This is a genomic window from Enterobacter sp. DNB-S2, assembly GCF_019443845.1.
GTDB classification, from domain to species: domain Bacteria; phylum Pseudomonadota; class Gammaproteobacteria; order Enterobacterales; family Enterobacteriaceae; genus Enterobacter; species Enterobacter asburiae_B.
Window position 1 is genome coordinate 542,448 of sequence record NZ_CP050520.1, and the last position, 13,642, is coordinate 556,089.

10 protein-coding genes, 2 tRNA genes, 1 rRNA gene and 1 riboswitch are annotated in these 13,642 nt (G+C 55.2%); of the genes, 2 read left to right on the forward strand and 11 right to left on the reverse strand.

Annotated elements, in window-relative coordinates:
• Positions 1–116 precede the first annotated feature (116 nt).
• The 5 genes from HB664_RS02700 to btuB all read right to left on the reverse strand — a co-directional run bounded on the left by HB664_RS02700 (position 117) and on the right by btuB (position 4,949).
• A tRNA-Ala gene (locus HB664_RS02700) sits at positions 117–192 on the reverse strand.
• A 42-nt stretch (positions 193–234) separates the two neighbouring features.
• Positions 235–311: transfer RNA gene (locus tag HB664_RS02705), tRNA-Ile, on the reverse strand.
• A gap of 70 nt (positions 312–381) precedes the next feature.
• A 16S ribosomal RNA gene (locus HB664_RS02710) occupies positions 382–1,922 on the reverse strand.
• Between the two features lie 383 nt (positions 1,923–2,305).
• A complete protein-coding gene (gene murI, locus HB664_RS02715; protein ID WP_063439146.1) occupies positions 2,306–3,157 on the reverse strand; it encodes a glutamate racemase in 852 nt (283 codons plus the stop codon).
• Positions 3,102–4,949, reverse strand: coding sequence for a TonB-dependent vitamin B12 receptor BtuB (gene btuB / locus HB664_RS02720; protein ID WP_063439145.1), 1,848 nt, complete (start codon positions 4,947–4,949; stop codon positions 3,102–3,104). The genes murI and btuB overlap by 56 nt, the downstream gene beginning before the upstream one ends.
• Positions 4,950–5,014: 65 nt before the next feature.
• Positions 5,015–5,191, reverse strand: a riboswitch (cobalamin riboswitch).
• A gap of 104 nt (positions 5,192–5,295) precedes the next feature.
• Between btuB and trmA the strand changes: the two genes are divergently transcribed.
• On the forward strand, positions 5,296–6,396 hold the full coding sequence (trmA, locus tag HB664_RS02725) for a tRNA (uridine(54)-C5)-methyltransferase TrmA (RefSeq protein WP_219940327.1): 1,101 nt from the start codon (positions 5,296–5,298) through the stop codon (positions 6,394–6,396).
• A gap of 80 nt (positions 6,397–6,476) precedes the next feature.
• On the opposite strand, the gene HB664_RS02730 is transcribed toward trmA, so the two are convergent.
• Both HB664_RS02730 and fabR read right to left on the reverse strand, forming a co-directional pair.
• Positions 6,477–6,836, reverse strand: a complete 360-nt coding sequence (locus HB664_RS02730) for a YijD family membrane protein (protein WP_008501783.1) — start codon at positions 6,834–6,836, stop codon at positions 6,477–6,479.
• A 9-nt stretch (positions 6,837–6,845) separates the two neighbouring features.
• Positions 6,846–7,484 carry an HTH-type transcriptional repressor FabR gene (fabR, locus tag HB664_RS02735; RefSeq protein WP_008501784.1) on the reverse strand — a complete coding sequence of 213 codons (639 nt, stop codon included), beginning with the start codon at positions 7,482–7,484 and terminating at the stop codon, positions 6,846–6,848.
• Positions 7,485–7,680: 196 nt separating this feature from the next.
• Between fabR and sthA the strand changes: the two genes are divergently transcribed.
• Positions 7,681–9,081: a Si-specific NAD(P)(+) transhydrogenase gene (gene sthA / locus HB664_RS02740; protein ID WP_008501785.1), complete on the forward strand. Its 1,401-nt coding sequence runs from the start codon at positions 7,681–7,683 to the stop codon at positions 9,079–9,081.
• Here sthA and oxyR read toward each other — a convergent pair.
• From oxyR to argC, 4 genes are all read right to left on the reverse strand, one after another.
• Complete coding sequence (gene oxyR / locus HB664_RS02745; protein WP_023309664.1) at positions 9,064–9,981, reverse strand: DNA-binding transcriptional regulator OxyR; 918 nt, start codon at positions 9,979–9,981, stop codon at positions 9,064–9,066. The genes sthA and oxyR overlap by 18 nt on opposite strands.
• A gap of 325 nt (positions 9,982–10,306) precedes the next feature.
• The gene (gene argH / locus HB664_RS02750; RefSeq protein ID WP_033146923.1) at positions 10,307–11,680 is read right to left on the reverse strand and encodes an argininosuccinate lyase; all 1,374 of its coding nucleotides are present in this window, start codon (positions 11,678–11,680) and stop codon (positions 10,307–10,309) included.
• A gap of 103 nt (positions 11,681–11,783) precedes the next feature.
• Positions 11,784–12,560 carry an acetylglutamate kinase gene (gene argB, locus HB664_RS02755; RefSeq protein ID WP_090420882.1) on the reverse strand — a complete coding sequence of 259 codons (777 nt, stop codon included), beginning with the start codon at positions 12,558–12,560 and terminating at the stop codon, positions 11,784–11,786.
• A gap of 6 nt (positions 12,561–12,566) precedes the next feature.
• Positions 12,567–13,571, reverse strand: a complete 1,005-nt coding sequence (argC, locus tag HB664_RS02760) for an N-acetyl-gamma-glutamyl-phosphate reductase (protein WP_219940328.1) — start codon at positions 13,569–13,571, stop codon at positions 12,567–12,569.
• Positions 13,572–13,642: the final 71 nt, after the last annotated feature.

The window sequence follows — 13,642 nt, forward strand, 5'->3', positions numbered from 1 at the left end:
ACCATTAAAGATGTGTCGTTTCAATTTTCAGCTTGATCCAGATTTTTAAAGAGCAAAACTTCGCAGTGCACCTTTTCAGGTTCACTCTGAAGTTTTCTTGTGTTCGCAGTAAAAGATGGTGGAGCTATGCGGGATCGAACCGCAGACCTCCTGCGTGCAAAGCAGGCGCTCTCCCAGCTGAGCTATAGCCCCATCGTTTGCAATCTCTGTACCGCTCATCCTTTAAAAGGAGTTTGGTAGGCCTGAGTGGACTTGAACCACCGACCTCACCCTTATCAGGGGTGCGCTCTAACCACCTGAGCTACAAGCCTGCAGAGATTTTTTACTGCTGTTTTTCATCAGACAATCTGTGTGAGCACTACAAAGGCAGGTTCTTTAAGGTAAGGAGGTGATCCAACCGCAGGTTCCCCTACGGTTACCTTGTTACGACTTCACCCCAGTCATGAATCACAAAGTGGTAAGCGCCCTCCCGAAGGTTAAGCTACCTACTTCTTTTGCAACCCACTCCCATGGTGTGACGGGCGGTGTGTACAAGGCCCGGGAACGTATTCACCGTAGCATTCTGATCTACGATTACTAGCGATTCCGACTTCATGGAGTCGAGTTGCAGACTCCAATCCGGACTACGACGCACTTTATGAGGTCCGCTTGCTCTCGCGAGGTCGCTTCTCTTTGTATGCGCCATTGTAGCACGTGTGTAGCCCTACTCGTAAGGGCCATGATGACTTGACGTCATCCCCACCTTCCTCCAGTTTATCACTGGCAGTCTCCTTTGAGTTCCCGGCCTAACCGCTGGCAACAAAGGATAAGGGTTGCGCTCGTTGCGGGACTTAACCCAACATTTCACAACACGAGCTGACGACAGCCATGCAGCACCTGTCTCAGAGTTCCCGAAGGCACCAAAGCATCTCTGCTAAGTTCTCTGGATGTCAAGAGTAGGTAAGGTTCTTCGCGTTGCATCGAATTAAACCACATGCTCCACCGCTTGTGCGGGCCCCCGTCAATTCATTTGAGTTTTAACCTTGCGGCCGTACTCCCCAGGCGGTCGACTTAACGCGTTAGCTCCGGAAGCCACTCCTCAAGGGAACAACCTCCAAGTCGACATCGTTTACGGCGTGGACTACCAGGGTATCTAATCCTGTTTGCTCCCCACGCTTTCGCACCTGAGCGTCAGTCTTTGTCCAGGGGCCGCCTTCGCCACCGGTATTCCTCCAGATCTCTACGCATTTCACCGCTACACCTGGAATTCTACCCCCCTCTACAAGACTCTAGCCTGCCAGTTTCGAATGCAGTTCCCAGGTTGAGCCCGGGGATTTCACATCCGACTTGACAGACCGCCTGCGTGCGCTTTACGCCCAGTAATTCCGATTAACGCTTGCACCCTCCGTATTACCGCGGCTGCTGGCACGGAGTTAGCCGGTGCTTCTTCTGCGGGTAACGTCAATCGACAAGGTTATTAACCTTATCGCCTTCCTCCCCGCTGAAAGTACTTTACAACCCGAAGGCCTTCTTCATACACGCGGCATGGCTGCATCAGGCTTGCGCCCATTGTGCAATATTCCCCACTGCTGCCTCCCGTAGGAGTCTGGACCGTGTCTCAGTTCCAGTGTGGCTGGTCATCCTCTCAGACCAGCTAGGGATCGTCGCCTAGGTGAGCCATTACCCCACCTACTAGCTAATCCCATCTGGGCACATCTGATGGCAAGAGGCCCGAAGGTCCCCCTCTTTGGTCTTGCGACGTTATGCGGTATTAGCTACCGTTTCCAGTAGTTATCCCCCTCCATCAGGCAGTTTCCCAGACATTACTCACCCGTCCGCCGCTCGCCGGCAAAGTAGCAAGCTACTTTCCGCTGCCGCTCGACTTGCATGTGTTAGGCCTGCCGCCAGCGTTCAATCTGAGCCATGATCAAACTCTTCAATTTAAGTTTGATGCTCGTGAATTAAACTTCGTAATGAATTACGTATGTTCACTCAGAGACTTGGTATTCATTTATTGTCCGAAGACATTAAGAATCCATGTCACTTTGAGTGCCCACACAGATTGTCTGATAAATTGTTAAAGAGCAGTTGCAACGCGGCGTTAAGCTCACCGTTGCGAGGTCCCGTATATTACGTTTTCCTCATTCAGAGTCAAGCGATTATTTTTGCTTTTCTCTGCCGGCGTTCATCTCTGAACCCCGCTAACCCGGCGGCCTGTAAGCCGTTGTTCCGTGTCAGTGGAGGCGCATTATAGGGAGTTCTCAGACGTTGACAACCCCTCTTTTAAAAAAAACTTTCAACCGTCTCTTTTTTGCTCAAAACCGTGCTACAGCGCCAGTTTTTCGAGCGTTTCAAAGCCATAACGGCGTAAAACGGGTAAAAGTTGCTCAGTCTCTTTCGTGAGGTCCATACAAAACGCGATATTCGCATCGGTAGATTTCGCATCCGGCGCTTCATGCTCCAGCAGCCAGGCCGTACGACGGGCGATAGCCGCGCCGGAATCCACCAGGCGCGTCCCCTCCGGCAACACCTCTAATAGCTCTTCCTGTAAAAGCGGGAAGTGGGTGCAGCCCAGCACAACGGTATCCGGAGGTTCGGGCATCCGCAGCCACGGACGAAGAATACGACGCAGCTCGTCGAGTGATACCGCCTTTCCATGCAGCTTCGCTTCAGCCATCTCCACCAGCTCAGCCGAACCCAGCATCGCAATCTGGCATTCGTTGGCAAAACGGTCGATCAGCTCGCGGGTATAAGGACGCTTTACCGTGCCTCGCGTTGCCAGCAAACCCACAATGCCGTTCGCCGTCAGGCGCGCGGCAGGCTTTATCGCAGGAACAACGCCCACAACCGGGAACTGGAATTTTTCACGCAGGGCGGGAAGAGAAACGGTGCTCGCCGTATTACAGGCGATGACGGCCAGCGCAAGGGGATAGCGCTTTTGTACCGCGGTGACAATTTCAACCACACGCTCAACAATAAAATCTTCGCTCTTTTCCCCATACGGGAAAGCGACGTTATCGAAGGCGTATATGTAATGGAGATCCGGCAGGAGATGCCGAATCTCATCATAGACCGAAAGCCCACCGACGCCGGAATCAAACACCAGCACGGTGGGACGCGGATTAGAAGGTGTAGCTGCCAGACAAGGTGTATTCCCGTCCTGCAGTTTGGTAGCCATAAACTGTCTCGTAATCTTTATCGAACAGGTTGGCTATTTTACCACGAACTGTGAGATGTGAGGTGACAGGATACGAAACTGCGACATCCCACAGGCTGACACCGCCCATTTTTACTTTCTCAGACGGATAAGCACCAAAGTCAGTGTCGTAACGCGTACCGAGATAGTGATAAGTCAGGCTCCAGTCGAAATCATAGATCTGCGTGTCGAGCTGATATTTCACCTGCTGCTTAGCACGACGGTCCAGAAGTTCGTTGGTTGCGGCATTGCGGGCATCCACATAGTCGTAGCCTACAGTATGCGTCAACGGACCCGTATCAAACGATGCTGTCGCTTCCACACCTTTAATGCGCGCTTTACCGACGTTGTAATATTGCTGAAGGTTATTATCGAAGTCGATGAGATTATCGACGTCATTACGGTAGCCGGAGACGCGCCAGCTCACGCCCGCCGTCAGGCCTTCAAACGCACCTTCCCACTGCTTGCTCTCTTCTGGATCAAGATGGTCATTGCCATAGAAACCATAGAGTTGTCCCAGATTCGGAGCCTTATAGGCCGTACCATAAGAAGCAACGAAGCGGTAACCCTCCACGAACTCCCAGGCCGCACTACTTTGCCAGGTGCCATGGCGACCGAACTGAGAGTTGTCATCGCTGCGAACCGCTCCTTCCAGAGTGAAGTCACCAAACTGCTGCAGCCCGGTCAGGTAAACGCCGGTGTTACGCAGGTCGTAGCCGTTGGTCACGTAGTTTGTACCCGGCTCAGTGCTCTGCTTCTGCCAGTCAACGCCCGCGCCAATGTTTCCATGGCCAACATCAACGGAGTTCAGCCACTGGACGTTGTACTGTTTGATTTCATCCAGGGTGGCTGTCGAATCGTAGCGGCCCAGATTTGGGTCGTAGTTATAGTCCTTGCTGTGGCTATAGCTGGTGAGCAGCTGTGAATGGAAGATGTCATCGTTGAAGCGCAATCCAGCATCCCAGGTCTGACTATAGAGCTGGCGGGTATCGACCAGTACATCGGGGGTAAATGAGCTGTAGTAACCGTCGTAGGCAGTACGGTTGCTATAGCCAAAGCCGCGAACAAATCCGCTCCACTGCTCCGAGAATGCGTGATCCACTGCACCATAGAGCGTTTTATTCATAAAGCCGTCGCGATCGGTCTGGGCAAGGCCACCATTGTTGCCGTCCGCAACCACATCAAACCCTTTGGTATAGGTGTAATCACCCGCAAGCGTGACGCGCGTGCTGTCGCCCAATGTTTGCTGAGTACTGCCGCCATAATTCTGGTAACCATGCGACCCTACACCTGCATTCAGCGTGGTACCGTCCTTCGCGCGAGTGGTAATAATGTTTACGACTCCGCCGATCGCGTCCGAGCCGTATACCGCCGAACGCGGTCCACGAACATATTCGATACGCTGCACCAGGGAGATCGGGAACTGGCTGAGATCGGACGACCCCGTAACGCCCGCCTGGTTAAGGCGGATCCCATCAACAAGGATCAGGACGTGGCTGGAGTTGGTGCCACGTATAAAGAGAGAAGAGAGTTGCCCCATCCCGCCACTTTGCGCCGTATCCACGCCGGGCAGGCGACGCATAACATCCAGGACTGAGGTTGATTGCCAACGGTCAATATCGGCACGCGTAACAACGGAGGTTGCAGCCAGAATAGTTTTTTCAGGTTGTTCAAAACGATTTGCCGTCACCACCAACGAGTCGGCGCTATCCTGCGCCCAGCCCGAAAATGCCGTGACGGACAACGCCGTCAACAGCGATACTTTTTTAATCATTGTTAAAGCATCCACAATATAAGAAGGATGCCGCAGGCCTCATCGATAGCACGCGATGATGAAACCAAATGCGACGTGATCCCGGCAGGTCTTCGGGCTAGGTGGCTATATAAGGATGAAGACTTCCCATTTTCACAGTGTCTACAACGCTCATCCCGCCAGACTTTACCGCTGCGCGTCAGCTCCAGATTTACACTGGATTCCCTTTTCACTCTCAGGAGACCGGAAACAGAATGCTACAATTAGACACGTATGGATGTCCAGACAGCTATTGCCCATTAAATCTGGACATCCCCTGAACAATGCCTACAATCCCCGCGTAATTCTTTATCATTCAGGACGCATCATGACCCCAGAACACCTCCCGACAGAACAGTACGACGCGCAGCTGGCAGAGAAAGTCGTCCGCCTGCAAAGTATGATGACGCCTTTCAACGCGCCCGTTCCCGAGGTGTTCCGCTCTCCCGTCAGCCATTACCGCATGCGCGCCGAGTTCCGCATCTGGCACGACGGTGACGACCTGTACCACATCATTTTCGATCAGCAGACGAAGTCCCGTATCCGCGTGGACAGCTTTCCGGCGGCGAGCGAGCTCATTAACCAGTTGATGACGCTGATAATGGACGGCGTGCGCAACAATCCGGTACTGCGTAACAAGCTGTTCCAGATTGACTACCTGACCACGCAAAGCAATCAGGCGATTGTCTCCCTGCTGTACCACAAAGCGCTCAATGACGAGTGGCGCGAGCAGGCAGAAGCGCTGCGCAATGCCCTGCGCGCGCAGAACATCAACGTTCACCTGATTGGCCGCGCGACAAAAACCAAAATCATGCTGGATCAGGACTACATCGACGAGCGCCTGCCGGTGGCAGGTAAAGAGATGGTGTATCGTCAGGTCGAGAACAGCTTTACCCAGCCAAACGCTGCGATGAACGTGCAGATGCTGGAGTGGGCGCTGAAGGCGACGGAAGGGTCAACGGGCGATCTGCTTGAGCTCTACTGCGGTAACGGCAACTTCTCGCTGGCGCTGGCGCGTAATTTCGATCGCGTTCTGGCAACGGAAATCGCCAAGCCGTCGGTGGCTGCCGCGCAGTACAACATCGCCGCTAACCATATCGATAACGTGCAGATCATTCGTATGGCCGCGGAAGAGTTCACGCAGGCCATGAACGGCGTTCGCCAGTTTAACCGCCTGGAAGGGATCGATTTGAAAAGCTACCAGTGTGAGACGATTTTTGTCGACCCGCCGCGCAGTGGCCTGGACAGCGAAACCGAGAAGATGGTGCAGGCGTACCCGCGTATTTTGTACATCTCCTGTAACCCGGAGACGCTGTGCAAGAACCTCGAAACATTAAGCCAGACGCACAAGGTTGAACGTCTGGCGCTGTTCGATCAGTTCCCGTATACGCACCATATGGAGTGCGGCGTTTTACTTACCGCACGGTGATCTGTAGGCCGGATAAGCGTAGCGCCATCCGGCGTTTTTGGCAGGTGGCGCTTCGCTTACCTGCCCTACAAATAAATTCATTACTCCGGTAACTGGCTCTTGCGGCTACGCATGCGCGAGCCAATCCAGAACACCAGCGCCACAGACAGTACCGCAGGGAAGAAGTTAGAGCCGATATCCGGATACTCCGCGCGAACCACCGTGCTATACAGCAATACGCCCAGAATAAAGCAGGCAGCGGCCAGCCCCGGTAACCCCACCGGCATGGTGCGGTTCAGGTAACGTTGATGCAGGCAGTAAACCGTCAGCACCAGCGCTATAAGCGGGAAAATCGAAAATGGAACAATTGAGCTAAAAATAGCGGCAAACGTACCATTAATGGATAAGCCAGCGATCAATGCCAGCAACAGCGTCCCTTTATCCTGACCTGACTGTTTCATTACTCACCTTCACTCTTCGGTTTGATGTGCCAGTTTCTCTTGTTCACGGCGATACCAGTAGTACGCGCCTTTGGAGATCATCCTGAGCTGCAATACCAGCCGCTCTTCGAGCTGTTTGCGTTGTTCAATGCTGACATCCAGCGCTTCGGCACCCGCGCTGAAAACAATCGTCACCATCGCCTCGGCCTGTGCTTCAGTAAACGCACGCGGCATATGGTTTTCGAGTTCAAGATAGTCGGCAAGTTCCGCGATGAAGTGCTGAATTTCACGCGCGACGGCGGCACGAAACGCCGCCGATGTGCCCGAACGCTCGCGCAGAAGCAGACGAAACGCGTTGGGGTTATTGCCGATAAATTCCATAAAGGTCGATACGGAGGTGCGGATCACGCTACCCCCTTTGGCGATACGCTGACGCGCCTGCCGCATCAGCTGGCGCAGCATCAGACCGCTCTCGTCGACCATAGTCAGGCCCAGTTCATCCACATCACGGAAATGACGATAGAAGGACGTTGGCGCAATCCCGGCCTCGCGTGCGACTTCGCGCAGGCTCAAACTGGCAAAACTCCGCTCAGCACTCAGTTGACTGAATGCGGCTTCCACCAGCGAACGCCGGGTTTTCTCTTTTTGTTGTGCTCTTACGCCCATCACGATAGTTGAATCCTTCCAAAGGCCTGATGGCACTATACCAGAGAATAAAATTAATCTGTTTGCCTGGCTTTGTGAATGATTGTTTACGTGCGGTTTGTGCTCCACTGCCCGAAAAAAGCACAACGATAATTGGGTTACTCTGGCAATGATGTTATGATTCTGTTGCTTTTATGTATAAGAACAGGTAAGCCTTACCATGCCACATTCCTACGATTACGACGCAATAGTTATTGGTTCCGGCCCCGGCGGCGAAGGTGCTGCTATGGGTCTGGTGAAACAGGGAGCAAGAGTAGCGGTCATCGAGCGCTACCATAATGTCGGCGGCGGTTGCACCCACTGGGGCACCATCCCTTCGAAAGCCCTCCGCCACGCCGTTAGCCGCATTATCGAATTTAACCAGAACCCTCTTTACAGCGACCACTCCCGACTTCTTCGTTCATCCTTTGCTGACATCCTGAATCACGCGGATACCGTTATTAACCAGCAGACACGCATGCGTCAGGGATTTTATGAGCGTAACCACTGTGAAATTTTGCAGGGCAACGCGCATTTTGTGGATGAACACACCCTGGCACTCGAATGCCACGACGGTTCGGTTGAAACCATCACGGCTGAAAAATTTGTGATCGCCTGCGGCTCACGCCCTTACCATCCGGCCGACGTGGACTTCTCGCATCCGCGCGTCTACGACAGCGACTCGATTCTGAGCCTGCACCATGAGCCTCGCCACGTCATTATCTATGGCGCAGGGGTCATTGGTTGCGAATATGCGTCGATCTTCCGAGGAATGGACGTCAAAGTTGACCTGATCAACACCCGTGACCGCCTGCTGGCGTTCCTCGATCAGGAGATGTCGGACTCTCTCTCCTACCACTTCTGGAACAGCGGCGTGGTGATTCGCCACAACGAAGAGTACGAGAAGATCGAAGGCTGCGACGACGGGGTGATCATGCACCTGAAGTCCGGTAAGAAGCTGAAAGCAGACTGTCTGCTGTACGCCAACGGTCGTACCGGCAACACCGATTCACTGCAGCTGGAAAATATCGGGCTTGAAACCGACAGCCGCGGTCAGCTGAAGGTCAACAGCATGTATCAGACCGCCCTGCCGCACGTTTACGCGGTCGGCGACGTGATTGGCTACCCAAGCCTGGCCTCAGCCGCTTACGACCAGGGACGCATCGCCGCACAGGCGCTGGTAAAAGGCGAAGCGACGGCGCACCTGATCGAAGATATTCCGACGGGGATCTATACCATCCCGGAAATCAGTTCAGTCGGGAAAACCGAGCAGCAGCTGACGTCAATGAAGGTGCCTTACGAGGTGGGACGTGCCCAGTTTAAACATCTGGCGCGGGCGCAAATCGTGGGGATGAGCGTGGGAACGCTGAAGATCCTGTTCCATCGCGAAACGAAAGAGATCCTCGGCATTCACTGCTTTGGTGAACGCGCGGCGGAAATCATTCATATCGGCCAGGCGATAATGGAGCAGAAAGGCGGTGGTAACACCATTGAGTACTTCGTTAACACCACCTTTAACTACCCGACCATGGCGGAAGCCTATCGGGTAGCTGCGCTGAACGGCTTAAACCGCCTGTTTTAACGCGCTGTCAAAATGGCCATCCATCGAACCACGGATGGCCTCTGCCAGCTGCTCATAGCGGCTGCGCAGCGGTGAACCCGGACGATACACCAGGCCGATAGTGCGACGCGGCTCCGGCTTAATGCACGGCAGATAAACCACGCCATCACGCTTACGCTCGCGCGGCACGGCCAGCGCAGGCAGCAGCGTAATACCGCTTCCCGCCGCGACCATATTACGCAGCGTTTCCAGGCTGGTTGCGCGGAAATGGGTATCCTCATCCGCACCCGCTTCGAAGCAGAAGCCCATCGCCTGATCGCGCAGGCAGTGGCCATCTTCCAGCATCAGCAGCTTTTCACCGGCCAGATCGGCCATCGGTACGCGATCGCGGTTCGCCCACGGGTGATCTTCATAGATCGCCAGCATCATCGGCTCATCGAACAGCGGCACTTCAATAAAGGCTTCACTCTCTTTCACCAGCGCCAGAATGGCGCAGTCGAGCTTGCCGCTGTCTAACTGCGCCAGCAGCTGATGGGTTTGCGCTTCATGCAGGTACATTTCGAGTTTCGGGAACGTCTGGTGCAGCATCGGAATGATGTGCGGCAACAGGTACGGGCCAACGGTTGGGATCAGGCCGATATGCAGCGGGCCGGACATCGCCTCCCCCTGCTGGCTTGCCATTTCCTTGAGCACTTTGACCTCGCGCAGCACGGTGCGCGCCTGATCCACCAGCAGAAGACCTGCCTGTGTGAACAGAACCTTACGACTGGTGCGCTCCAGCAGCATCACGCCCAGCTCGTCTTCCAGCTTGCGGATCTGACCGCTCAGCGTGGGCTGGCTGACGTGGCAGGAATCTGCCGCGCGGCGAAAGTGACGATGCTCGGCTAACGCTACCAGGTATTCAAGATCACGAATATTCATTATTCATCCTCCGTCGCCACGATAGTTCATGGCGATAGATAGCATAGCAACGAACGATTATCCCTATCAAGCATTCTGTTGAATAATACACCACATAGACGAGGCGGCACGTGTTTGACCCTTGACGTCCCCGCACCGTCAGCGAGTTTCTCTCAAAACTCGAACAACTAAAGCCAACGTGAACTTTTGCGGACCCCGTGGTCCGCTTTTTTTTTGCGTAAAAAAGCCCGGGGATAAAAGCAAAATGGCAACCGAAGTTGCCATTTTTAGTGTTTGCTCCCTCTCCCCGTGGGAGAGGGCACCAGCCCGCACTGTTCAAACCAAATCAAACCAACCGGTTTTTCGCATCCGCTATCGCCTGCGCCACCTGCTTAGGCGACACGCCGCCTTTCGCGGCACGTTTATCCAGGCAAGACTGCAGCGCAAGGATCGGATACACATCATCCCCGATAACCGCGCTGAACTTCTGCAGGTCGGCCAGCGCCAGATCTTCCAGTGGTTTACCCTGACGAATGGCTTCCACCACCGCTTCACCCACAATGTGGTGCGCTTCACGGAAAGGTACGCCTTTCGCCACCAGATAATCCGCCAGTTCGGTAGAGTTCGCATAGCCCTGCTGCGCCGCTTCCTGGCAGCGCGGACGTTTCACCTGAATGCCGTCCAGCACCAGGGCGCCCATATGCAGACAGTCCAGCCAGGTGTCGAGCGCGTCGAACAGCCCTTCTTTGTCTTCCTGCATGTCTTTGTTATACGCCAGCGGCAACCCTTTCAGGGTCATCATCATGCCGGTCAGCGCGCCCTGCACGCGGCCACATTTGCCGCGGATCAGCTCCAGCGCGTCCGGGTTTTTCTTCTGCGGCATCAGGGAGGAGCCTGAGGTCACGCGGTCGGAGAGCTCGACGAAGCCCGCTTCGCCAGAGTTAAAGAAGATCAGGTCTTCGGCAAAGCGCGACAGATGCACCATTCCGATAGACGCATTGGAGAGCAGCTCCAGCACGTGGTCGCGGTCGGACACGCTGTCCAGGCTGTTACGGGTGGCGGAAGCAAAGCCCAGCCAGCCTGCCAGCTGTTCACGGTCGATTTCATACGCCGTACCGGCCAGCGCGCCGCTGCCCAGCGGGCTGACGTCCAGACGCTTCAGGGTATCCTGCAGACGGCTTTCGTCACGCGCCAGCATCTCGACGTAGGCCAGACACCAGTGAGCGAAGGTCACCGGCTGGGCGCGCTGCAGGTGGGTATAACCCGGCATCACCGCGTCCTGGTTGTTCTGCGCGGTCTCCACCAGCGCACTCTGCAGCTGGCGGTTAGCCGCCAGCAGTTCGCCAACGGTATCTTTACACCACAGCTTCAGATCGGTGGCAACCTGGTCGTTACGGCTGCGGCCGGTATGCAGCTTTTTACCCAGCTGGCCGACTTTGTCGATAAGTTTACCTTCCACCCAGCTGTGAATATCTTCAGCATCGCTTTCGAGGATCTGCTGCGGGTTAAGACGCACCTCTTCCAGCAGATTGTTCAGCGCTTCTTCCAGCTGTAATTGTTCATCTGCGGTCAGTACGCCTACCGTTACCAGCGCCCTGGACCAGGCCACAGAGCCGACAATATCCTGTTCGGCCAGGCGGTAGTCGAAGCGCAAAGAGTCGTTGAACTGTTTGAACCGCTGATCCGCTGCCTGTGTAAAACGCCCACCCCAAAGTGCCATAACATGCTTCCTTTATTCGTTAGTTCTGCCGGGTGGCGCTTCGCTTACCCGGCCTACGGTCTTGTAGGCCCGGCAAGCAGAGCGCCGCCGGGCATTAAATCGATTACGCCAGAATACGCGTGCCAATCGGCGTGCCGTTAAACAGCGCCGGCAGTTGTTCCGCGTGACGCCAGGAGGCGATATCCACCGGGCGGCCCAGCGTGCGTGCGGCATCCAGCGCGGCGTTCACTTTAACAATCATGCCGTCGGTAATAATGCCCTGGGCAATCAGCTGCTCGGCTTTCTCAGCCGTCATTTCCGCAATGCGCTGGCCTTTGCCGTCCAGAATGCCGCTCACGTCGGAGAGCAGGATCAGATCCGCACCCAGCGTTGCCGCCAGTGCCGTCGCCGCCTGGTCAGCGTTGACGTTCATCAGCTCGCCCTCTTCGGTCACGCCGATAGAGCTCACCACCGGCAGGAACCCCCCTTCCAGCAGCGTGTTAATCAGCTTAGGCGAACCCGGCTGCGCCAGTCCAACGTGGCCGAGCTCTTCGTCGAGCTGGGTCACTTTTACGCTGTCGCCATCGCCCAGATAGAGGCCAACGGATGCGATGTGGTGTTTCTTCGCCCACGCCAGCAGCGTTTTGTTCGCCGTACCCGCCAGCGCACCGGTAATGATGTCAATCTGGTCAGCAGGCGTGACGCGCAGGCCGTTCTTCTTTTTCACCGGCAGGTTGAGCCCTTTCATCAGCTCATCCACCACGCAGCCGCCGCCGTGCACAATCACCAGCGGACGCTGGTGTGATTCGCGATAGTTCACCAGCGCGGTAAACAGACGCTCCAGCGCTTCTTCGCTGTCCAGCAGTACACCACCGAGTTTGATAATTAATGGGTTCATCATCACACCTTAAATAAGAGCCTGCGTTTCCGGGAAACCGAAACGAATATTTGCACACTGCATTGCCTGTGCGGCAGCGCCTTTGAGTAAGTTATCTTCTGCGGCGACAACGATGAGATGCTCGCCCTGCACGGCAAAGCCGATGTCGCAGAACGGCAGGCCGACCACGTTTTTCAGCGCCGGCACGCCTTTATCGTACAGGCGCACCAGCGGTTTATCCGCATACGCCTGCGTGAAGGCCTCGTTCACCTGCTCTTTGGTCACGCCCGGCTTCAGGCGGCAGGTAATGGTTTCGAGGATACCGCGCGGGAAGCTGCCCAGATGCGGCGTGAAAATGACGTCCGCGCCCAGATGCGTCGTGATTTCAGGGTGATGACGGTGATTAAACACGCCATACGGCTGAAGGCTCACTTCGCAGAAGCTGTTGGAGATAGCGGCCTTGCGTCCTGCACCGCTCACGCCGCTAGTGGCGTTGATCACCGGCCACTGGCTCAGATCCAGCAGGCCTGCGTCGATCAGCGGCTTCAGGGAAAGCTGCGCCGCCGTCGGGTAGCAGCCCGGAACGGCAATCAGGTCCGCTTCTTTCAGTTTATCTGCGCTCCACTCCGCCAGGCCGTACACCGCTTTTTCCAGCAGATCCGGATGCTGATGGGTGAAACCGTAATATTTTTCGTAAAACGCACCGTCGTTCACGCGGAACGCGCCGGAAAGGTCGAAGACCACGCAGTCAGCCGCCAGGAACTGCGGCGCCAGGTCGTGGCTGACCTCGTGCGCGGTGGCTAAAAACACCACGTCGACGCCGTCGGTAAACTCGCTGATGTCAGACATGGGCTGCAGCGGCAGATCGACAAGACCCTTAAGCTGCGGATGCAAATCGGAAATTAACTTTCCTGCATCATTGCTTTGCGCTGACACGGTCAAAGCGGTTATGGTCATATGTGGATGGCGATTCACGTAGCTTACAAGCTCTGCGCCCGCATAACCGCTAGCGCCTACAATCAGCGTATTCAACATCGGGTTCCTTTATGCTCAACGTTAATGTATTTTTATTCACATTTATTGCATGAATATTGATACTATCACGA